Origin of the sequence: Nocardia aurantia (assembly GCF_009604425.1) — a bacterium.
Lineage (GTDB): Bacteria > Actinomycetota > Actinomycetes > Mycobacteriales > Mycobacteriaceae > Nocardia > Nocardia aurantia.
The window spans coordinates 130,988-151,613 of record NZ_WEGI01000014.1; the positions used below are offsets into that span (position 1 = coordinate 130,988).

Consider the following 20,626-nt stretch of genomic DNA (forward strand, 5'->3'; position numbering starts at 1 on the left):
GGCAATTCTCACTCACCAACTGGGCGCGTGTCCAGCTTCGGGGCCGGTGTCCCCGCCCGCGGGAAAAACCGATCCAGGAAATCATTGCGGAACTTTCCGGCCGGGTCGTACCCGTCGAGCAGCCGCGCGAAATCGGCCCACCGGTCGTAGCGGCCGCGCAACCGGTCCGGCCCGGCGGTGAACACCTTGCCCCAGTGCGGGCGCGCCCCGAACCGCGCGAGCCGTTCCTCGATCGCCGCCACCACCGGCGTCACCGCCGCGGGGTCGTCGATCCAGGTGAAATGGAATGCGGCCGAATCACGTCCGGCCGCCGGGCTCAGCCACAACTCGTCGCCGGCGACGGTCCGGATCTCCCCGATCCGCAGCACCGGCGCGATCCGGTCCCGCATGTCGTCCAGCGCCGCGAAGGCCTCGGTCACGCATTCGACCGGCACGAAGAACTCCGACTGCAACTCCCGCCCGCTGCTGGGGGTGAACTCGAGCCGGAAATGCGGCAGCCGCCGATACCACGGCCCGGACACCCCCAACTGCTCCGTGCAGTGCCGCGCCGGCATCCCCGGCACCGGATGCATGGCGACCGTGGCGCGAGAAGCCCCGTGCCACAACAACTCCGGCGTCTCGTGCGGCCCCTTCAGCCACACCTGATCGATGCGGTCCGTACGCCAGCGGGTGAACAGGCTCACGCTGTACCCCGCCCCGAGGATCTCCGCCGCGTCCTCGGTGAACCGCTCGACGGGCAGATCCTCGTACACGTACTGGGCGATCTCGAACGCCGGGACCAGATCGAGGGTCACCGCGGTCACCACGCCGACACCGCCGAGCCCCACCACCATGCCCGCGAAATCCGGCTCCCCGCGCCGGATCCCGGCCACCTGCCCGTCCGCGGTGACCAGTTCCAGCCCCGCCACCGCCGTGGCCAGGCTCCCGTTGCGCACCCCGGACCCGTGGGTGCCCGTCGCGACCGCCCCCGCCACCGAGATGTGCGGCAGCGAACCGAGATTCGGCAACGCGAAGCCCGCCTCGTCCAGAGTCCGCACGAATTCCCCGTACCGCAGCCCGGCCGACACGGTCACCGCCGACCGCGCCGCGTCGATCTCCACCCGCCGCGGCAACCCGGCCACCGACACCAGATCCCCGGCGGTGTCGGCGATCCGGTTGAACGAATGCCCCGTCCCCAGCGCCCGCACCCGCTCGGCGCCGGCCACGAGCCGGGCCACCTCGGCCACACTGCCCGGCCGATGCACCCGCCGCGCGCCGAAGACGACATTGCCGGCCCAGTTGGTAAACGTCACGCCACATTCTCCGGCGCCGGCCCCGCACCGTCACCCGACCCCCGGAGATCACCGCCACCGCCGCTGGCGGCACCAGGAAGATCCTCGCCGCCACACCGCCGAACCCGTCTGCCCGGATCGCCGCCCTCGCCGCCGGACCGCGGATCCTGTCTGCCCAGATCGCCACCCTGGTTGCCGGACCGCGGATCCCGTGTGCGCATCCCGGCCACGGTAACCGCCGCCCGCGGCCGCCGCGCCAGATGCCCCACATGCCGGCCACCGGCCACGATCGCCGCGGCCAGCGCCACCGCGCACACCCCGTTCCACCCGAACCGCTCGTACGCCCGCACCCCCACCCACGACCCCACGCTGCCGCCGAGGAACGCGCACGTCATGTACGCGGTGTTGAGCCGCCCGCGAATATCGCCGGGCAACGCGAAGATTCGCGCCTGATTGGCCACCTGCCCGGACTGCGTGGCCACGTCCAGCATCAGCATCCCCGCCGTCACCGCCACCAGACCGGCCGCGCCGCCGAGCGCCCCCAGCCACAACACCCCCACCGCCACGAACATCACGACCAGCGCCATTGACGTCACCCGATCCGGCCCGTGCCGATCCGTGACCCGCCCCGCCCACGGCGTCACGAACATGCTCGCCGCCCCGACCAGCGCGATCAGCCCCACGACCGCGGTCCCCAGCCCGTACCGCGGCCCGGTCACCCACAACGCCAGCGCCGTCCACGCCGCGCTGAACGCCGCGAACACCACGGCTTGGTAGAAGGCGGACCGCCGCAACTCCGCCCGGCTGCCCAGCAACCCCACCGCACCACCGAGCAACGCCGGATACGACAACCGCGACACCGGCCGGGCGCCGGGCGCCACCCGCCACACCAACGGCGTCAGCAGCAGTGCCGCCACCGCGGCCACCGCGTACGGCGCCCGCCAGCCCGCCCACTCCGCCACCGTCCCGGAGAACGTGCGCGCCAACAGGATTCCCCCGATCAGCCCACTGAGCAGCGTCCCCGTGACCGCACCGCGCCGCTGCGGCGCCACCAGCCCCGCCGCCATCGGGATGAGAATCTGCGGCACCACCGTCGTCAGCCCGATCGCCACCGCCGCCACCAGCAGCACCCCCGCCGACGGCGCCAGCGCCGCCAGCAGCGACCCCGCCGCGGTCAGCACCAGCAACGCCGTGAGCAGCGGCCGATACGGCACCCGGTCACCCAGCGGGACGAACAGGAAAATGCCTGCGGCATAACCGATCTGCGTAGCCGTGACGGCCAGCGCGGCGGTGTGCGGCGCGATGCGCAATCCCGTGGCGACCGCCGGAGCCAGCGCCTGCGGAAAGTACACATTGGCCACCGCCACCCCGCAGGCCAGCGCCAGCGCGGCAACCACCGGCCGCGACAGGGAACGGTCGTCGTCGGGGGAGCGGGAATCGGGAAGTGACATCGGAACCTCACGAAGAACCGGTTTGACTGGTGCCCAGACGGTACCAGTCAAACCGGTTCCGGCGTAACGTGGTCCGCGTGAACGCCCCCGCCCCCCGGTTCCGCGCCGGCGCCGGCCGCCTGTGCCTGGACTTCGTCCGCACCCTCCGGCACCGCGGCACCCCCGGCGAAACCGAGGAACTCCCCGACGAGGCCGCCCTCACCGCCTGGATCACCCAATGTGCACCCTGCGCAACCTTTCCCGGACCTACGGCAGCACCCGCCCGGCGCGGAGCCGTTGCGGTTCAACCTGTTCCCGGTGTCGAAGCCCCCGCGGCCGAGGGCGAATCCGGTGTCGAAGCCCCGGTCCGCCATATTGCACGCGCAAGGCAGCTCCGCGAAGCGGTGCACACCCTGCTCACCCACGCCCGAACCACCGGCCCGGCCGACTGCCCGCCCGCCGCCCGGAACCTCCTGAACGACGTGGCCGCGGGCAATCCACCAGCGCCACACCTGAATTCGCGCGGCCACCTGCACTGGACCGCCCCCGACCCGATCACCGCGACCCTCACCCTGATCGCCCGCGACGCCCTGGACCTGGCCACGTCGGATCTGGTTGCGCGCCTGCGGGTCTGCGAGGGTCACGACTGCCAGGCCGTCTTCCTCGACCTGTCCCGCCCCGGCACCCGCCGCTGGTGCTCGATGAGCACCTGCGGCAACCGCGCCAAGAAACAGGCCCTGCGCGACCGCGCATCCCGCTGACGTCTACCCCTCGCCCAGGAACCCGGCGATCGCGGCGGCGAGTTCGGGTGCTGCCACCGCACTCCCGTGATCACCCGGAACCCGGACGAACCGGGCATCGCCCAGCAGGGCCGCCAACTGGTCGGCATCGCCGCGCTCGTCCTGATCGCCGATCGCGACCAGCACCGGCACGGTGATCCGGCGCAGGTCGGATTCCGGTGTCGGGATGAGCGAGTCGAGCACACCCAGCAGTGCGCGCGGTGACGTACCCGCCATCGACAACGCCTGTGCCCTGCGCGCATCCGGCGAATCCGGCTCGATCACAGTGCCGCCGACGAGCGCGCCGAGTACCCGATGATTGTCCCCGCCGTGCTGAGGACCGCTGACCTTCGCCAGTCCCTGCCCCGCCACGATCGCCCGGCGTGGCCGCGCACCACGCGCCAGCATGCGCACGGCGATCCGCGCGCCGAGCGAATACCCCCCGAGGTCGTACCCACCGTCGCCCAGCCCCAGATGCGCGACCAGTGCCAGCCCGTCCTCGGCGAGAACATCCGGCGGATACCCCGTGGCATCGTCCGGCGCCGCACTGTCGCCGGACCCGCGAGAATCCGGAACGACAACGCGATACCCGTGCGCGGCGATCGCCGCGCACGGCCCGCGGTCGATCATGAGCCGGCCCGAGCCGCCGAAGCCGGGCAGGAAGATCAGCGGCCGGCCCGACCCGGTCTCGTGCCAGGCGAGCCGCACCCCGTCGAAGCCCGCGAAATGATGGACAGCCATGGTGTTTCCGACTCTACCGACCCGCCCGGCGGCGGCCGCACCGTCCCCGCATACCCATCGCCACCGGAAATTCCTGCGCGACACCCGAATCCGCGTCCACGGCCACCGGATCACCCCTACCGATCAGCGATCGTCCAGATGAGCCGCCAGGCCGGGCGCGTCGGCAGCGTGGCAGCGGTCCCACCGGTCCTACGGCGCCCGGAAACCGCCGATCTTCCGCTCGAGCAGTTCGGCCAGCCGCAGCGGGGTGCGGTCCTCGAACATCGGTCCGATCAGCTGCACGCCCACCGGCAGGCCCTCGGGGGACCGGCCCGCCGGTATCGCCGTGGCGGGCAGCCCCGGCATGGTCGCCACACCGGCCCAGACCAGCTGGTCGAAGTACGGATACCCGACCCCGTCGATATCGATGCGCCGGTCCTCCAGACCTCCGTGGTGGTCGTGCGGGAAGGCGGGCGTGGGCGTGATGGGGCACACCACCACATCGAACTCGGTGAACAGTTGCCGCCAGCCGTGGCGGTGCAGTTCGCGGCGGTGGTTCGCCTCGACCCAGTCGCGATGACCGAGCACCATGCCACGCAGCCGCGCCGCGTCGAGGCTCCGGTCCTCCGCGCTCAGGGCGGCGGCGTCGGTCCGCAACCGTTCGTACACGTCCAGGGGAAGACTCGCGGCGGCGTTGGACAGCATCAACAGCATGTAGAGCGTCGCCGCGTCGGCCGGATCGGGCAGCAGCCGACTGCGCCGTTCGACGCGGGCGCCCTCGTCGCCGAGCGCGTCGGCGACCCGATGCACGCCCGCCCGCACCGCCGATCCGGTCGGAATGAGCGGATGGTCCTCGACGATCAGGACCCGGAAGTCCGCCAGCCGCTCGTGCCGCGAAGGCGGCAGCGCCACCTCGTAGGCGACGCCGTGTGTCAGCGGGTCCGGACCCGCCATCACGTCGAGCAACAGCGTGAGGTCGCCCGCGGTACGCGCCATCGGCCCGACGACGGCCAGGTCGAGGTCGATCGGCAGGGCCGGCGCGGGCGGCGCGACCATGCCACGGGTCGGCGCCAGCCCGAGTGTCGGCTTGTGCGCGTAGATCCCGCAGAAATGCGCCGGGGTACGCAGCGAACCGGCGAGATCGGAGCCGATGGACAACGCGCCGAATCCTGCCGCCAGGGCCGCCGCCGACCCCCCGGACGACCCACCCGCCGTACGGCCGTGATCCCACGGATTGCTGGTGGTCCCGTAGATCTCGTTGAAGCTCTGGATATCTCGCAGCATCAACGGCACATTGGTCTTCCCGAGCAGCACCGCCCCGGCCGCCTCCAGCCGCGACACCTGCACCGCGTCCTCGGCCGCCACATGGTCTCGCTGCGACGGCATCCCCCAGGTCGTAGGCAACCCGGCGATGTCGTACGACTCCTTGACCGTCACCGGAATCCCGAGCAGCGGCCGATCCTCACCCCAGGCGCGGGCCCGGTCGGCACGTCGCGCCGCGGCCCGCGCCCGGTCGAAGGTCCGCACACAGATCGCGTTGATCGCCGTGTCGTCCCGCTCGATACGGGCGATCGCCTCGTCGGTCAATTCCACCGAGCTCACCTCACCGGCACGCATTGCCACCGAAAGTTCCTCGGCCGATCGGTAATTCCCATTCATGAATTCGACGGTAACGAGCCGCCGCAATAGCCATGAAATATTGTTTCGCGCAAACAGTAATCACCGAACAACGGACCGCAGCCGCCCCGTTCCGGCATATCCCAGGTCCCAGGTCCGGCGGCGCCGACCCGGTCGCCGCAGGCCATGAAAGACCGTTTCGCACAACGGGACAGATGTCACACCGACCACCGTATTCCGCTCCGGCCGCGAACCGTTCGACCGGCCGCCGGTCGAGACGAAAGCGGCGCAGGCCCCGAAATCGAACACAATTCGGCCCGATTGTGTGACAACGCGTCACCAGCGGCTACTGAACCGCCACGGCGAGGCGGCAACCGCCACACCCCGATGATCGCCCGTGGGCCGTCACCGCCCATTGCCGACTGCGATGCCTGCGGCTACCTCACGTCTGGCGACAAGCGTGATCACACGGTTCCGGGAAATTAGACACCCCGCGACCGGGACCGCGCTCTTCGACCTCGTTGTGGATCGGCGAAAGGCCTTGTGGCGCGGTTACGCCCGCGCACTCATCGAACTCGAGGGGCCGCGGCTCGTCGACGTCGATATCGACAACACCGTACCGTTCAACCTGGTCGTGCGAGTGCGTGACCGTGACCAGGTGTTCACACGCTTGAAGGCGGCCGGGATCGGGTCCAGCCCTCGCGAGGCGAGCGTCTGTACGAATGACCGCGGCCGGAATCCCTCGGCACAGGGTGAGGGTGGCGATTCGGAAATCCGGTGACTGCGCGGCTTGTTCGATCTCGCTACAACCCCAGTTTCGTGACGGCGTTGTCCTCCAGCGGATTCGCGGTCCGGATGTATCCGTGCACCGTTCGCGGGTTGGACCAGCGGCCCTGCCGCATGATCTCCCGGTCGCTGGCCCCGCCCAGCGCCGCCTGTGTCGCGAACCCGGCACGCAGTGAATGCCCGGAGAACAACGCCGGATCCAGGCCCGCCCGCGCCGCGTACCGCTTCACCAATTCCGCGACCGCCCGTCCCGACATCGCTGTCGCGCCGATCCCGCCGTGCCGCGAGATCGCCGGGAACAGCGGTCGTTCCGGATCGCCGAGACTGGTTCCGGCGAATCCGTGACACCGATGGATCGCGGGATCACCTTGCGCCGCATGTGCTTCCGACCACACGCGCACCCCGTGATCACCCTCGGTGGCATGGATCTCCAGTAGTCGCAGCCAATCCGCGAACGCGCAGACCGGGCAGGTGTGCGGTCGCTGCCCGCGCGGCAGCGCCACCCGCTGCGCCGCCGCACCGGTCGGATCGGTCTTGGTGACCGGCAACTGGATCAGCAGGATCGGCTCACCGCTGGCGTGATCGAGATCCACCCGCGCGTCCGCGATCCGCAACCCCGCCAGCTCACTACGCCGCAACGCTCCCGCGAACCCCACCAGCAGCACCAGCGCGTCCCGCCGCCGCGCCGGTTCGGCGGGCCACCCCGCCGCCGGTAATCCCGCGAGCAACTGTTCCAGCGTGTGCAACAGCACCGGACGCTTCCGTGCCGGCTGGGTCCGCCGTGTCCGCCGGATACCGCGCAACGTCAACCGCACCACATCCGACCGTGTCGGTGACGGTAACCCGTTGGCCGCGTGCACCGCCGCGATCGCGGCGCTCTTGCGCTCCAGCGTCGCCGCCCCGAACGCCCACGCCCCCGACTCCTTACGCGCGTCCGCCGCCGCCGCGAGATACACCGCGACATCCAGCGCGTCCGCCGGCAACGCCTGCCGTCCCTCCGCGGCGCACCACGCCGACCACCCGATCCAATCGGATCGATACGCCCGCACCGTATTCGGCGACTGCGACGCCTCCAGATACCGCCGCAGCGCCCCCGCCTGCTCGTCATCGAACCGCTCCCGCACCAGCCGCAACGCCACCGCGTCCACCAGGACACTGCGCACCCCGCGCCGCAATTCGGCCCGCACGGAATCCGGCACGGCGACCACACCCGCCGAGATATCCGGCTGCACCCCAGATTCGATCGTCATCACCACCACCTTCTCACCCGAGCCCGCACATACCGGCGACCGCCGTGCCGGGGATACGGCCGAAGCCGCGCTCATCCTGTCGAGACGCCGGGGTCGGTACGCGGAAGGATGTGTTGCAGGCCCTCCGTGGATGCCGCTGTATCGCGTTACCGCCTCCGGCACGACGTCACGCGAGGCCGGCGTCCTCATGAGGCCGAGCACAGTACGGCCCGGCGACCTGTGAGAACGCGCCGCCATGTGGCGGAGGGCACGAGAACGCCTCAGCGAGAGCCGGTCTCGCGATCGCGGCGCGGCACCCGCCGCGAGATCGCCACTCCGAGCAGGCAGATCGCCCCACCGGCGAGGACCAGCGCGGTGGGTGCCTCGCCGAGCAGCAGCCACGACATCAGCGTGGAGATCGCCGGGACCGCGTAGGTGCTGGCGGCCAGGCGGCCGGCGTCGGTGCGGCGCAACGCGAACGACCAGAGTGTGAAACCCAGTGCGGTGGGCGCCAATCCGAGATAGACGCCGTCGGCGATCGTGCGGGAAGGAGCCGCGGCGAGCTCGGTGACCAGTTGCGGGGCCCACGGCAGCAGCGCCACCGTGCCGATCACACAGCCCAGCCAGATCGCGGTGAGCGGATCCACATGGCGCAGTGCGGGTTTCTGCACCAGCACCCCCGCGGCGTAGAGGACCGCGGCCAGCAGGCACAGCAGCACTCCGAGGCCGTCCCGATGTCCGCCGCCGGTGCCCAGCGCGATCAGCGCGACCCCGGCCAGCGAGACGGCCGCGCCGAGGATCAGCCATCGGGTCAGGCGCTCGCCGAACAGGACCGGTGCCGCGAACGCCACCAGCAGCGGCGCGAGATTGACCAGCAGCGCGGCCGTGCCGGCGTCGACGTGGCGCTCCCCGGTGTTCAGCGCGACGGTGTACGCGGCCAGCCACAGCACCGCGTACGCGGCGATCAGCAACCACGGCCGCCCGGACCGCGGCAGCCGGGCCGTGATCGCGCCGCGGGCGAACATCGGCACCGACAGGGCCACGGCCGCCACCGCCAGCCGCAGCAGCGCCATCGGCGCGGGCGACAGCGCGGTACCGGCGTCGCGGATGGCGACGAACGCCGAGGACCAGAGCACCACGGTCACCAGCGCGGCCACCGCACTGGGCACGTCGATACCGGTGGGCCGGGGCGCGGTGATCGAGTCGGTGCTCACGCCGGTGATCCTCGCCGTGGAACCCTCGTCGGCACAAGCGATTTTCGGACGCGGACCCGGCGCGGATTCTGTGGTCATCCCGCCATCCTCACCGCCACAATCGGACAGGACAAGCGAACAATCCGGCACAACTGTTCAGCGTGACTGTACGATTCGAGGATGCTCGACATCACCCGGCTGCGCCTGCTGCGCACGGTCGTCGCGACCGGATCGCTGCGCGCCAGCGCCGCCGCCCTCGGCTACACCCCGTCGGCGGCCAGCCAGCAACTCGCGGCCCTGCAACGCCAGACCGGCCTGCGCCTGGTCGAACGCTCCGGCCGCGGCCTGGTGCCCACCACCGCGGGCCGCGCCCTGGCCACCGAGTCCGATCGCCTGTTCGCGGAACTGTCCCGCCTCGACTCCATGGTCGGCGACCTGCGCGCGGGCCGCGCCGGCAGTCTGTCGATCGGGTATTTCGGGTCGGTCGGCGCGGCCTGGCTGCCGCCGGTCGTCGAGGCGCTGCGCACCGAATTCCCGGACCTCCGGCTGGAACTGCGGATGGCCGAATTCGCCGAGGGGCAGCGCGATATCGAGATCTTCGTGGCCGATCCGCACTCCCCGCCCCCGACCGGCGCCCGGGTGCAGCCGCTGGCCGCCGACCCCTACGTCGTCGGCCTGCACCGCGAGCACCCCCTGGTCACCGAAACACGGGTCCGGCTCGCCGATCTCGCGGACCACCCCTGGATCGACAACGAGCACACCGACGGCCCCTGTCGTCGCGTCCTGCTCGACGCCTGCGCGGCGGCCGGCATCACACCCGCCTTCCAGGTGCAGACCCCGGACTATCCGACCGCGATCGCGTTGGTGGCCACCGGAATCGGCGTTACCGTGATGCCGCGGCTCGCCGCCGTCGACCTGCCTCCGCAGGTGGTGGCGCGGCCGGTCGTCGACCCCACCCCGGTCCGCCGGATCGCCCTCGCGATCCGGGAGGAGCGGCTCGGGCATCCCGCCGCCCGCCGCGCCGCCGAACTGTTCACCGCCGCCGCGGCACACCCCTGACGGCGCGCGATCATCCCTGCGGCGCAGCGACACCCGTGACGGCGACCACGAGTTCGTCCGCCAGCCCGGCGGATACCGGCCGATCGGTGGCCAGCAGCCGATACCAGATCGTGCCGAAGACCATGTCCGCCACGGTATCCGGGCTCAACCCCGCGGGCGCCTCGCCGCGCGCGACGGCCCGCTCGACGATGGTCAGCAACGCGTCCCGGCGCCGCTGCAGAAATCCCGCCCGCCAGCGCGCCCCGAACTCGTTGTCCACCTGGGCATGTGCCATCAGCGCCCGCAACGCCGCCACCACGGTCTCGTTGCCGCCCAGGGCGAAACTGTCGATCAGGAACTTCCGCAGATCGGCGGCGTAGCCGCCCTCGTCCGGAATCGGCACGTACAGATCGGCTTTCGTCGCCAGCGCGTCGAGCAGCACATCGGCCTTCGACGGCCACCAGCGGTAGACGGTCTGTTTACCGGCGCCGGAGCGCGCCGCGATGCCCTCGACGGTCAGTCCGGCATATCCGCGTTCCGCGGTGAGTTCGAACGCGGCGGCGAGGATCGCCATCCGGCTGTCCTCGCTGCGTTTGCGCCCGGGGTTCGGCTTGTCGTTCATCGGCACCGATGTTAGCGTGAATCGAACCGAGACGCACCGGTTCGAATTAGCTCGGAAGGACAATTCTGATGAACGCCCCTGTAGCCCTGGTCGTCGGCGGCACCTCCGGGATCGGCCTCGCCACGGCCCGGCTGTTGCGCGACCGCGGCGCCACCGTGCACATCGCCGCCCGCGGCGAGGACCGCCTGGCGGCGCTTTCCGGCACCGACCCCGACCTGATCGGGCACCGCGCCGACGGCGCCGACCTTTCCGCGATGGCCGCCGTCGCCGCGGCGATCGGCACCGTCGACTGGCTGGTGGTCACCCTCGCCGGCAGCGAGGGCGTCGGACCGATCGCCGACCTGGACCACGCGATGCTGCGGCGCGCCTTCGACGCGAAGTTCTGGGCCCACCTCGCCACCGTCCAGGCGGTCCTGCCCCATCTGGCCCCCACCGGCTCGATCACCCTGATCGGCGCTGTCACCGCCCGCGCCGGCATGCCCGGCACCGCGGGCATCGCCGCCGTCAACGGCGCGGTGGAGGCCCTGGTGAAACCGCTCGCGGCCGAACTGGCCCCGATCCGCGTCAACGCCGTCTCGCCCGGCCTCGTCGACACCCCGTGGTGGAGCGCGCTTCCCGACGAGGCCCGCCGCGACTACTTCGCGCAGGCCGCGCGACGCCTGCCGGCCCGGCACATCGCCACCGCCGAGGACATCGCCGACATCACCGTCACGATCGCGACCAACCGCACCGTCACCGGCACGGTCGTCGAGGCCGACGGCGGCGCCCGCCTGGTGTCGATGGCCTGAACGATGCTGCGCCGCCTCGTGTTACGCGGAAACGCCGGCGTCAGCAGTGCGATTGCAGGTTGATGCCCTCCAACTGCTCGAACACGACGGAGACTCCGCTCGCCCCTCGGTCGCCGAGGAAGTAGGTGGCGTCGGCGTGCCAGGGTTCCCGCCTCGAGCTGTCCGGAAGGTTCTTGACGAATCTGCCGATGTCGTCGACCCCCGGTTGCTGGGCGATGAGATTGCCGAGGTATTTGCCGTTCGCGCCGATCAATTGAGCGTGCATCAACCAGGCATCGTTGTCGTCGCCGCTGGTGACCACCCCGTCGAACCAGGCGACGCCGTCGTAGCGCACGTGCCAGGTCGCACCGGCGAACATCGTGCAGTCACCGGAATGGATGTCGTGATTCCAGGTGAAGACCTTGTCGGGAACATCAGCGTGCGCGACAGCGCCCGCGCCGGCGACGGCGGACGCGAGGAGAGCCGCCGCGGCGGCCGATCGGGACAGGATTCGGAGAAGGGACACGGCCATGACGGCCTCCTGAATCGTTCGGGTGGAACGGCATCCAGTATCGGACGCATCCGCGGCGCGCACCCGCGTACCGCACTACTCGAACTTTCGGGCGGAGCCGGACTCGGCGGGGCGGGCCCGCGCCGAAACATCGCGCGGCACGGGCCGGACGATCGCGGAAGTACTCAGCGACCGCGCGCCAGCCGCGTCAATTCGACAGTGGCGGAACGAAGTTCGTCCGCCGAGGTGAGCGGCGTGGCGTACCCGACTCGCGTGGCGGCCGGCCCGCGCGGCGTCTCGACCCGCAGATCCAGGCCGTAACGATCGGCCCGGTCGCACACGGCCGCCGTCGCGTCCGGATAGCCGCCCAGCGCCCGCGCCATGTCGAGCAGCGCGTCGGCGTGATCGTCGTTGAGGTGCGCGACGGCCCGCCCCGCCGTCGGAGTGATCGGATCCGCTCCGGCGCCGGCGTAGTCCTCGGCGGTCGCGGAATCCATCCGCCCGTAACCACCGACCCAGCGCACCCGCTGCACCCGCAGCACCCAGAGCGTGAAATCGGTGAAGTCGATGTAGATCTCGGCGGCCGGCACCGCCTCGAGATGGGCCTGCCGCGCGGCGGCGACCTCCCCGCCCTGCGGCCGCTGCACGATCCCGGCGAGGGTCACCCGGGCGGCGGCCAGCGGGTCGGCCGGCCGGTCGGGGGCGACGATCGCCAGGCTCGCGCGCGGATCGGCCTCCAGATTGCGGCCGTGCTCGGCCATCCGCGACAGGCACAGCACCGGCTGCCCGTCGAGCAGGCCGAAGGTCACGAACGAGGCCCACGGGTCACCCTCGCCGGTCAGGGTGGCCAGGGTCGCCGTATTCGTCGAGGCGGCAACGGTTCTCGCCTCCTCCGCCGGGGAGGGCCGGGCGTCGTTCGCGACGGCGGTCAGCGGGGTGGCGGGGGAGCGGGACGGCCTGCCGTGGTCGGATGCCATGCCGTCCAGGCTAGGACAGCCGGGCCGCTCAGGCGATTCCGCCGTTGGCGCACAGGATCTGACCGTTGGTCCAGCGGCCACCCGGCCCCGCCAGGAAGGCCACCGTCTCGGCGATGTCCTCCGGCGTGCCGAGCCGCCCCAGCGGCGCCGCACCGGCGATCCGGTCGATCACCTTCTGGCTCTTGCCGTCGAGGAACAACGGTGTCGCGGTCGGGCCTGGCGCCACCGCGTTCACCGTGACATCCCGGCCGCGCAGCTCGCGCGCGAGGATCAGCGTCATCGCCTCCACCGCGCCCTTCGACGCGGCGTAGGCGGCATAGGTCGGCTGTTGCAACCGGGTGACCGAGGGGGAGAAGTTGATCAGCGCGCCGCCGGGACGCAACCGGCGCGCGGCCGGCTGCGACACCACGAACGTGCCACGCACGTTCACCCGCAGCGTCCGGTCGACATCGTCGAGAGCCATCTCGGCCAGCGGGGCCAGCAGCATGATCCCGGCGGTGTTGACCACGACGTCGACGCCGCCGAACGCGCGCTCGGCGGCATCGAACAGCGCGGTCATCTCGTCCGCGTCGGCGACGTCGCCGCCGGCGGCCACCGCCTGCCCGCCGGCCGCCGCGATCGCCGCGACCACCTCCCCGGCAGGCGCGGCTGATCAGCCCTCGCGCGTCCAGGCGAGGGAGATCCGGGACTCGCTGATGCGCCAGCCCGCCGGGGTCCGCACGGTGGTGACCGCCAGGCGCAGCCCGGTCACCTGATGCGGCGGCTCGCCGTCGCGGTAGTAGTGCACGTACGAATGCGCCGACGCGGTGGCCCGATCGCCGTCCACCTCCACCAGCGCGGTGGTGGTCGTGTGCTGGGTGCGCTCGCCCTCGGGAATGTCGGCGGCACGCAGGAATTCGGTGACCTTGTCCAGCCCGTGGACCTGGATGCGCGGGGAGTGGACCGTCACATCCTCGGCGTAGACGGTGCCGATGTCCTGCCACCGGCCCTCGTCGAGCAGGCGATCCAGCCGGGCGAACAGGTCGGCGATGTCGAGACGATCGGCGGTCACGGTGTCGATGGACATGGCGTCCTCTTTCGTTGGCGTTACCAATGTTGGCAACGCCAACGATATATCAATTCGTTGGTGCTGCCAACTAGGTATGGTGAACAGGTGGAGAAGATCCCCGCCCGCCTGACCGTGAAGCCGACCTGGCTGCTCACGCAACTGGCGCTGCATGCCCATCGGCTGTCGTCGGAGGCCTTCGGCGTACTCGGCGCGCGCGGGTACCACTACCGAATCCTGGCCGCGCTGAACGAATTCGGGCCCGCCAGCCAGGCCGATCTCGGCCGGCACTGCACCATGGACCGCAGCGACGTCGTGGCCGCGATCAACGAACTGGCCGAAGCGGGTTACGTCGAACGCAATCCGGACCCGGCCGACCGCCGGCGCAACATCGTCTCCCTGACCGAGTCCGGCGAGCGGCGCCTACAGCACATCGAGCGAGAGCTGGACCGGGTGCAGGACGACATGCTCGCCCCGCTGGCCGCCGAGGATCGCCGGGCGCTGATCGGCCTGCTCACCCGGTTGCTGGCGCATCACCGGGATCGCTGATCGGATCACCGGCCCCGTGCGCGCCGAAACCGATCAGCAACGCCGTCACGATTCCGCGCAATTCCGCCTCGAATCGGTTCGGGCCCAGCCGATTTCCCAGTTCGGCACTGGCCGTCGCCACGATCTCGTTGGGATTGGCGAACGGCCACAGCCCGGCCACCGTCGCGACCAGCGCCCGCGCGAACGCGATACCGGCGGCCTGGGTCAAAGGTGCGGCGGCACCGGCCAATTCGGCGAGGCGGGTGTTGTAACCGTAGGCGCGCCGCTTGAAGGCCCGTGCGGTGGGAAGCGCGACATTGGCCTCCAGCTCCGCGGACATGGCGGCGAACAGATCGCAGAGCACCGGCCGGGCCGCCAGCGTCTCGACCAGCAGCGCCGCCAGCCGGCGCGGGCCGGCGTCCGCCTCGATCCGGGCCGCCACCGCATCCAGCCACGCCGCCCAGTCCTCGATCAGCAGCTCCAGGAACACCGCCTCCCGGCTGTCGAAATAGCGCAGCACATGGGATTTCGCCACACCCGCGCCCTCGGCGAGATCGCGCAGCGTGACCGCGCGCACCGAGCGGCCGGACAATGTCTCCCGCGCGGCCGCGAAGATCGCCGCGCGCCGGGCCTCGACCTGTTCCGGACGGCGAGCGCGCTGAAAGGGCACCGCTTCGGACACCCCGCCACTTTAACAGAACAACGGTCCGTTGATAACAGAACAGTGGTCCGTTAATATGACGGCAAGCTCGGCACCCCTCGAACGGAGAACCGTCATGCAGGCACCCCTGGCAGAAACCGCGGCGCTGATCACCGGCGCCGGGACCGGTATCGGCGCGGCGGTCGCGCGCGATCTCGCCGCCGCCGGCGCGGCGGTCGTCCTCGTCGGCCGCCGCAGCGGCCCGCTGGACGAGGTCGCGACCGGGATCCGCGACAGCGGCGGGGTCGCCGAGTCCTTCGCCGCCGACATCACCGAACGCGCCCAGGCCACCCGCGCGGTGGAACACGCCCTCGCCGCCTTCGGCCGGCTCGACATCGTCGTCAACAACGCCGGAGCCATGCTGGCCGGCCCGGTCGCCGAGGCCCCCGAGGGCGAATGGGAGCGCATGATCGACGTGAATCTCAAAGGGGCACTGTACATCACGCAGGCCGCCATCCCGCACCTGGTGAAATCGGCCGCCGCCGAACCACGCCACGTCGCCGACATCGTCACCATCAGCTCCACCGCGGGCCGCGTCGCCCGCGCCGGCAACGCCGTCTACAACCTCACCAAATTCGGCATCAACGCGTTCAGCGAGTCGCTGCGGCAGGAACTGCAACCGCAGCGGGTGCGCGTCGGCCTCGTCGAACCCGGCACGGTCGCCACCGACCTGGCCTCGCACACCCGCGCCGAACTCCGCGAGAGTGTGCAGGCCCAGGTCGCCGCGATCGAGCGGCTCGAACCCGCCGACATCGCCGACGCGGTCACCTACATGGTCGCCCGGCCGCGGCGGGTCGCGGTCAACGAGATCCTGGTCCGCGCCGCCGACCAGACCTGGTAGCGATCGTCCGGCGCGGATCGGGGGGCCGGCTCAGTCCCACTCCCGGAAATCGGCCTTCCGGATCACCGTGTGACAGCCCTTCACCCGGTCCACCACCTGGGAGATCCGCACGTCCGCCGCCGCGCTGAGGTAGGCGTAGCCCAGCTCGGCCGGGATGGCGTAGCGGTGCGCGAGCAGGTCGAGCGCGGCGCGCACACTCTCCCGGCAGGCCTCGTCCAGATCGGGATCCAGGCCGATCCCGATCAGCAGCTCCCGCGTCTCCGCGTACGGCCGGCCCCCGGCGATCCGCGCCGCGCCGGGCACCACCTCCACCCGCAGCGTCGCGCGCAGCGGCGCCTCGAAGGCCGTCAGTGCGACCTCCCCGTCGCCCTGCGCGTAGTGCGGATCACCGACGTACAGCCCCGCCTCGTCGACCTGCACCGGCAGATACAGGGTCGAACCGACGGTCAGGCAGGTGATGTCCAGATTCCCGCCGTACAGGCCGGGCGGAATCGAATTCGGCCGCGCCGCACCGGCCGCCGCGACACCCATGATCCCCAAAAACGGCCGCAACGGGAACCGGATCGCCCGGCCCGCGTCGCGATACGCCGCCTCGTCCTGCCGCAACGGCAGGATCCCCTCGTCGCCGTCGGCCCGGCAGAACACGCTGTGCACCGGCCCGGCGGGATGGCTGTCCGGCAACGCACCCCGCCCGTGCCGCGACGACACGATCCCGTAATCGGCCCGGCGGGCCAGATCGACCACGGTGACCGCCAGCAGATCCCCGGCCGCCGCGCCGCGCACCGCGATCGGCCCGGTCACCACGTGCGGCCCGGACGCCGCCGAGCGTGGTAACGCGGCCGCGATCGCCACCGCGTCGGCGGGCACCCGATCGGCGGGAACTCCGAAGCGCGCGAAGAACTCCCGGGGGTCACGCCCCTGATCGGGCAGGATGCCCTCGTGACTCACGGTGTCGACGGTGATCGTCTCGCCCGCCGAGATCCGCACCACCGCGGGGTCCGCCGCGCACGGCAACTCACCCCACAGCACGGTGTCCGGCGTCGAGGCCAGATGATGCGCGCCGAGCACGGTACCCCGGCTCACCGCGCGCCGCCGAGCGCGGGAAACGCGAACGCGCGCACCTCGAGCAGCGCCTCCGCCAGGTGCGCGGCCGCCGAATCCACCAGCAGCCGGCCGATCTCGGCACTGGCCGCGGTTGGATCGCCGACGGTGCCGGACGCGGAGATGTCGTCGGTGAGCCAGGCGGTCGGCAGCACCCCCTCGAGCGTCAGATGCCGGTAGCGGGCGAACTCGGCCGCGGCCTCCTGACCGTCGGGAAAGCCGCGGTCGGGATGCACCAGCTCCGGCGCGATCGCCAGCATCACCGAGGTCTCACCGAAACCGCCGTGGATGTCGAACCCGTCCACCGCCGGATCCACCTCCGGCGGCGGCGGGAACCGCATCGGCATCACCGGGAACACCTCCAGGCCCGTGCGGTGGCGGATGTCGCGCGCCACCACCTCCAGCAGACCCGGCTGCCCGCCGTGCCCGTTGACGAACACCAGCTTGCGAAAACCGCTGGCCGCCAGCGAATCACCGAGATCGGTGCACACCGCCATCAGCGTCGCCGCCGACATCGCGATCGTGCCCGCCCGGCCCAGATGCTCGGTGGACTTCCCGTAGTGCAGCGTCGGCAGCACCCAGACGTTCGCGTCGTCGGGCAGCGATTCGACAGCGGCACAAGCGATCGTCTCCGCGTGCAGCGCGTCGGTGATCAACGGCAGATGTGGCCCGTGCTGCTCCACCGCGCCGATCGGTTGCACGACAACGGCATCCGATTTGTCGATCGCCGCCACATCCGTCGTGGTCAGATGCGCGAGCCGGAAAATTCGCGACATGCGGTACTCCTCTCTATTCCTCGTCCGCCAGCGCCGATTCGTGCCACCGCGACAACAACAGCCGCTCCAGCACGACCACCGCCGCGAACAACACCAGCGACACCACACTGGCCATCACCACCGCCACGAACAGCTGCGGCGTGCGCAACTGCACCGCGCTCTGCGTGATGATGTACCCCAGCCCGCCCTGCCCGCCTCCGACGCCGGCCACGAACTCGCCGACGATGGCGCCGATCACCGACGACCCCGCCGCGATCCGCATCCCGGTCAGGATCGACGGCGAGGCGCCGGGCAGCCGCAGCGAGAACAGTGTCACCCGCGGCGGCGCACCCGCCATCGCGTACAGCTGCACCAGATTCCGGTCGATCGACTTCAACCCGTGCAGGGTGTTCGCCGCCACCGGGAACAGCGCGATCATCGCACCCACCAGCATGTTCGTGGTCTGCCCCGCGCCGATCCACACCACGAACAACGGCGCGATCGCGACGATCGGAATGGTTTGCAGCACAATGAGATACGGATAGAACCCACGCTCGGTCAGCCGCCAGCGCGACATCACCAGCGCCACCGCCACACCGGCGACGGTCGCCAGCAGGAACGCCAGATAGGACTCCCGCACCGTCACCCAGGTGGGCTGCCAGATCGAGCGGCGCTCGTCCCACAGGGTGTCCAGCAGAGTCCGCGGCGACGGCAGCATGTAGGGCGGGATGTCGAACACCCCGATGATCAACTGCCACAGCGCGATACCGAGCACGAACGCGCCCAGCGGCGGCAGCAGTCGCCCGGCCCGGGCGGTGAGCGGGACACCGGCCCGGCGTCGCGGCGCGGTGCCGGCGACCGCGTGGAAGATGTTGTCGATGACCGTCATTCGCGGAAACTCCCCAGCGTGATCGAGATCTGCTGCTGCAACGCCCGCAACGCGGTTTCGTCGCGCACCACGGCGGGATCGGCCGACGGCGGGCTGGGGGAGTCGATCACCTCGACGATATGCCCCGGCCCGGTGTCCATGATGGCGATCCGATGCCCCAGCGTGCAGGCCTCGTAGATGGAATGCGTGATGAACAGGACACTGAACCGCTTGTCCCGCCACAATCGCAGCAGTTCCGCGCCCATCTTCTCCCGGGTGAACTCGTCCAGCGCGGCGAACGGCTCGTCCATGAGCAGCAGTTCCGGTTCGCTGGTCACCGAACGCGCCAGCGACGCACGCATTTTCATGCCGCCGGACAGTTCGCGCGGATACGCGTCCCGGAAATCGCCGAGCCCGACCATCGCGATCGCCGCCTCCGCCCGCGCCCGCCGTTCGGCGCGTGGGACGTGTTGCAGCTTCGCGACCAGCTCCACATTCGCCCGCACCGTGCGCCAGGCGAGCAGGGTCGGGTCCTGGAACACGTACGACAACCGCTCGGTGTCGCGGGTCATCGCACCCGAGGTCGGCTCGGTCAGTCCCGCCGCCATCCGCAGCAGCGTGGTCTTCCCGCAGCCGGACGGCCCCACCAGGACGGTGATCTCGCCGCGCGGCACATCCAGATCGATCGGCGCCAGCGCCCGGAAACCGTTGCCGTACACCTTGTCCGCGCCCGCGAACCGCACCAGGCTCGCGGTGCGCGGCTGCTCCGATGTGAGTGTCACGGCGGCTCAGTACGATCCGGTCGGCGCGGTGGGCAGCGCCGCCGGCGCCGCGACGGTCGGCAACAGGCTCGCGTCGTACAGATCCGCCGGGGCGGGCGCCTTACCGGTGAGCTGACCCAGCTTCTGCAACTGATCGATCAGCGTGCTCCACCGCTGCTCGGTCATCGCGCCGAGCTGCTTCGCGCCCTCGCCGGCGGTCACGTACGGCCGCTGCTTGTCCCACGCGTACCAGACCGACGCGGCGGTCTGCTCACCGTTCGCGGCGAGGATCGCCTTGTTCGCGTCGGCCGCCACCGCCACGTCACCGAGATAGTCGTGCCACCCGGTGAGACTGGCCTGCAAGAACTTCCGCAGTTCGTCCTTGTGCCCGTCGAAATAACTCTTCGAGGTGAACAACACGTCGTTGTAGGGATTGAAGCCCGACTTCGAATACGGCGTGAAATTCACCGGCACCCCGGACTCCTCGGCCTGCCGCACCTCGTTGGTGGGCCAGCCCTGCTGCAACAGTTTCGGATCCTTCAGGAAATTCGCGATCGAACCCTGATACTGCATCGTCTGCATCGGGACGCCGAGCTGCTTGTCCAGCCACACCGGATACAGCGCGCCCGCCTGGCTCACCAGCGTCCGCCCCTTCATCTGATCGAAGGAGGTGATGTTCTGGTCGCTGTGGGACAGGATGCCCACCGGATTGTCCTGGTACAGCGCCGCCACCGCGATGATCGGAATGCCCTGCTGCTGCGCCTGCACGATGCCCGCGGCGTCGGTGTGCCCGATCTGCGCCCGCCCCGAGGCCACCAGCTGGGTCGCCGACACCTGCGGCCCGCCCGGCTGCAGCGTGACATCCAATCCGGCGTTCTTGTACAGCCCCTCGGACTGCGCGGCGAAATATCCGCCGCCCTCCGGATCCGCGTACCAGGGCAACACCACCGTCAATTTCCCGGAATCCGCGGCCGAATTCGAGGAATTGTCACTGCATGCCGTCGCCGACAATGCCACGGCCGCGGTGACGACCGCGATCGCGGCCCGTACCAGCCGCCGACGGGAACCTGAAGAATGCATGGGCCGA

At 70.9% G+C, this 20,626-nt stretch carries 22 protein-coding genes and 1 pseudogene; 6 read left to right on the plus strand and 17 right to left on the minus strand.

Annotated elements, in window-relative coordinates; all coding sequences use genetic code 11:
• Positions 1 to 8: 8 nt before the first annotated feature.
• Both NRB56_RS40280 and NRB56_RS30335 read right to left on the minus strand, forming a co-directional pair.
• Entirely contained in the window at positions 9 to 1,292 is a 1,284-nt protein-coding gene (locus NRB56_RS40280; RefSeq protein ID WP_319943759.1) for an FAD-binding protein, read from the minus strand.
• Positions 1,289 to 2,722 (minus strand): MFS transporter, encoded by a 1,434-nt coding sequence (locus tag NRB56_RS30335; protein ID WP_153347756.1) that lies wholly within the window; start codon positions 2,720 to 2,722, stop codon positions 1,289 to 1,291. The genes NRB56_RS40280 and NRB56_RS30335 overlap by 4 nt, the downstream gene beginning before the upstream one ends.
• Before the next feature lie 77 nt (positions 2,723 to 2,799).
• Between NRB56_RS30335 and NRB56_RS30340 the strand changes: the two genes are divergently transcribed.
• Positions 2,800 to 3,462, plus strand: coding sequence for a CGNR zinc finger domain-containing protein (locus tag NRB56_RS30340; protein ID WP_319943760.1), 663 nt, complete (start codon positions 2,800 to 2,802; stop codon positions 3,460 to 3,462).
• 3 nt (positions 3,463 to 3,465) lie between these two features.
• Here NRB56_RS30340 and NRB56_RS30345 read toward each other — a convergent pair whose 3' ends face one another.
• Positions 3,466 to 4,221 carry an alpha/beta fold hydrolase gene (locus tag NRB56_RS30345; protein ID WP_153347758.1) on the minus strand — a complete coding sequence of 252 codons (756 nt, stop codon included), beginning with the start codon at positions 4,219 to 4,221 and terminating at the stop codon, positions 3,466 to 3,468.
• A 189-nt stretch (positions 4,222 to 4,410) separates the two neighbouring features.
• The gene (locus tag NRB56_RS30350) at positions 4,411 to 5,859 is read right to left on the minus strand and encodes an amidase (RefSeq protein ID WP_153347759.1); all 1,449 of its coding nucleotides are present in this window, start codon (positions 5,857 to 5,859) and stop codon (positions 4,411 to 4,413) included.
• Between the two features lie 418 nt (positions 5,860 to 6,277).
• Here NRB56_RS30350 and NRB56_RS30355 point away from each other — a divergent pair, with 418 nt between their 5' ends.
• Positions 6,278 to 6,598, plus strand: coding sequence for a hypothetical protein (locus NRB56_RS30355; RefSeq protein ID WP_153347760.1), 321 nt, complete (start codon positions 6,278 to 6,280; stop codon positions 6,596 to 6,598).
• Positions 6,599 to 6,620: 22 nt separating this feature from the next.
• Here NRB56_RS30355 and NRB56_RS30360 read toward each other — a convergent pair whose 3' ends face one another.
• Together NRB56_RS30360 and NRB56_RS30365 are read right to left on the minus strand one after the other, a co-directional pair.
• On the minus strand, positions 6,621 to 7,853 hold the full coding sequence (locus tag NRB56_RS30360) for a site-specific integrase (RefSeq protein ID WP_153347761.1): 1,233 nt from the start codon (positions 7,851 to 7,853) through the stop codon (positions 6,621 to 6,623).
• Positions 7,854 to 8,113: 260 nt separating this feature from the next.
• Entirely contained in the window at positions 8,114 to 9,046 is a 933-nt protein-coding gene (locus NRB56_RS30365) for a DMT family transporter (RefSeq protein ID WP_319943761.1), read from the minus strand.
• Positions 9,047 to 9,205: 159 nt separating this feature from the next.
• Here NRB56_RS30365 and NRB56_RS30370 point away from each other — a divergent pair, with 159 nt between their 5' ends.
• On the plus strand, positions 9,206 to 10,084 hold the full coding sequence (locus NRB56_RS30370; protein ID WP_153347763.1) for a LysR family transcriptional regulator: 879 nt from the start codon (positions 9,206 to 9,208) through the stop codon (positions 10,082 to 10,084).
• A gap of 10 nt (positions 10,085 to 10,094) precedes the next feature.
• On the opposite strand, the gene NRB56_RS30375 is transcribed toward NRB56_RS30370, so the two are convergent.
• A complete protein-coding gene (locus NRB56_RS30375; RefSeq protein WP_153347764.1) occupies positions 10,095 to 10,685 on the minus strand; it encodes a TetR/AcrR family transcriptional regulator in 591 nt (196 codons plus the stop codon).
• Between the two features lie 68 nt (positions 10,686 to 10,753).
• Here NRB56_RS30375 and NRB56_RS30380 point away from each other — a divergent pair, with 68 nt between their 5' ends.
• Entirely contained in the window at positions 10,754 to 11,473 is a 720-nt protein-coding gene (locus NRB56_RS30380) for an SDR family oxidoreductase (protein ID WP_153347765.1), read from the plus strand.
• 40 nt (positions 11,474 to 11,513) lie between these two features.
• Here NRB56_RS30380 and NRB56_RS30385 read toward each other — a convergent pair whose 3' ends face one another.
• From NRB56_RS30385 to NRB56_RS38495, 4 genes and pseudogenes are all read right to left on the minus strand, one after another.
• Entirely contained in the window at positions 11,514 to 11,984 is a 471-nt protein-coding gene (locus tag NRB56_RS30385) for a DUF6294 family protein (RefSeq protein WP_153347766.1), read from the minus strand.
• A 164-nt stretch (positions 11,985 to 12,148) separates the two neighbouring features.
• Positions 12,149 to 12,940 (minus strand): HugZ family pyridoxamine 5'-phosphate oxidase, encoded by a 792-nt coding sequence (locus tag NRB56_RS30390; protein WP_153347767.1) that lies wholly within the window; start codon positions 12,938 to 12,940, stop codon positions 12,149 to 12,151.
• A 28-nt stretch (positions 12,941 to 12,968) separates the two neighbouring features.
• Positions 12,969 to 13,574, minus strand: a pseudogene (locus NRB56_RS38490) (SDR family oxidoreductase); the annotation flags it as partial.
• Positions 13,575 to 13,592: 18 nt separating this feature from the next.
• Complete coding sequence (locus NRB56_RS38495) at positions 13,593 to 14,006, minus strand: nuclear transport factor 2 family protein (protein ID WP_194291046.1); 414 nt, start codon at positions 14,004 to 14,006, stop codon at positions 13,593 to 13,595.
• Positions 14,007 to 14,093: 87 nt separating this feature from the next.
• Between NRB56_RS38495 and NRB56_RS30400 the strand changes: the two genes are divergently transcribed.
• Positions 14,094 to 14,534, plus strand: coding sequence for a MarR family winged helix-turn-helix transcriptional regulator (locus tag NRB56_RS30400; RefSeq protein ID WP_319943762.1), 441 nt, complete (start codon positions 14,094 to 14,096; stop codon positions 14,532 to 14,534).
• Here NRB56_RS30400 and NRB56_RS30405 read toward each other — a convergent pair.
• On the minus strand, positions 14,500 to 15,195 hold the full coding sequence (locus NRB56_RS30405) for a TetR family transcriptional regulator (protein WP_153347768.1): 696 nt from the start codon (positions 15,193 to 15,195) through the stop codon (positions 14,500 to 14,502). The two genes, NRB56_RS30400 and NRB56_RS30405, sit on opposite strands and share 35 nt — an antisense overlap.
• A gap of 94 nt (positions 15,196 to 15,289) precedes the next feature.
• On the opposite strand from NRB56_RS30405, the gene NRB56_RS30410 reads away from it, so the two are divergent.
• The gene (locus tag NRB56_RS30410; RefSeq protein WP_153347769.1) at positions 15,290 to 16,054 is read left to right on the plus strand and encodes an SDR family NAD(P)-dependent oxidoreductase; all 765 of its coding nucleotides are present in this window, start codon (positions 15,290 to 15,292) and stop codon (positions 16,052 to 16,054) included.
• Between the two features lie 30 nt (positions 16,055 to 16,084).
• On the opposite strand, the gene NRB56_RS30415 is transcribed toward NRB56_RS30410, so the two are convergent.
• The 5 genes from NRB56_RS30415 to NRB56_RS30435 are packed head-to-tail and all read right to left on the minus strand — an operon-like array spanning position 16,085 to position 20,619.
• Positions 16,085 to 17,137 carry an acetamidase/formamidase family protein gene (locus tag NRB56_RS30415; protein WP_319943763.1) on the minus strand — a complete coding sequence of 351 codons (1,053 nt, stop codon included), beginning with the start codon at positions 17,135 to 17,137 and terminating at the stop codon, positions 16,085 to 16,087.
• Positions 17,134 to 17,931 carry a creatininase family protein gene (locus NRB56_RS30420; RefSeq protein WP_153347770.1) on the minus strand — a complete coding sequence of 266 codons (798 nt, stop codon included), beginning with the start codon at positions 17,929 to 17,931 and terminating at the stop codon, positions 17,134 to 17,136. Before NRB56_RS30420 ends, NRB56_RS30415 begins: the two co-directional genes overlap by 4 nt.
• Before the next feature lie 13 nt (positions 17,932 to 17,944).
• Positions 17,945 to 18,799 (minus strand): ABC transporter permease, encoded by an 855-nt coding sequence (locus tag NRB56_RS30425; protein ID WP_153347771.1) that lies wholly within the window; start codon positions 18,797 to 18,799, stop codon positions 17,945 to 17,947.
• Positions 18,796 to 19,560, minus strand: a complete 765-nt coding sequence (locus NRB56_RS30430) for an ABC transporter ATP-binding protein (RefSeq protein WP_319943764.1) — start codon at positions 19,558 to 19,560, stop codon at positions 18,796 to 18,798. The genes NRB56_RS30425 and NRB56_RS30430 overlap by 4 nt, the downstream gene beginning before the upstream one ends.
• A 6-nt stretch (positions 19,561 to 19,566) precedes the next feature.
• Positions 19,567 to 20,619, minus strand: a complete 1,053-nt coding sequence (locus NRB56_RS30435) for an ABC transporter substrate-binding protein (protein ID WP_153347772.1) — start codon at positions 20,617 to 20,619, stop codon at positions 19,567 to 19,569.
• Between the last annotated feature and the right edge of the window lie 7 nt (positions 20,620 to 20,626).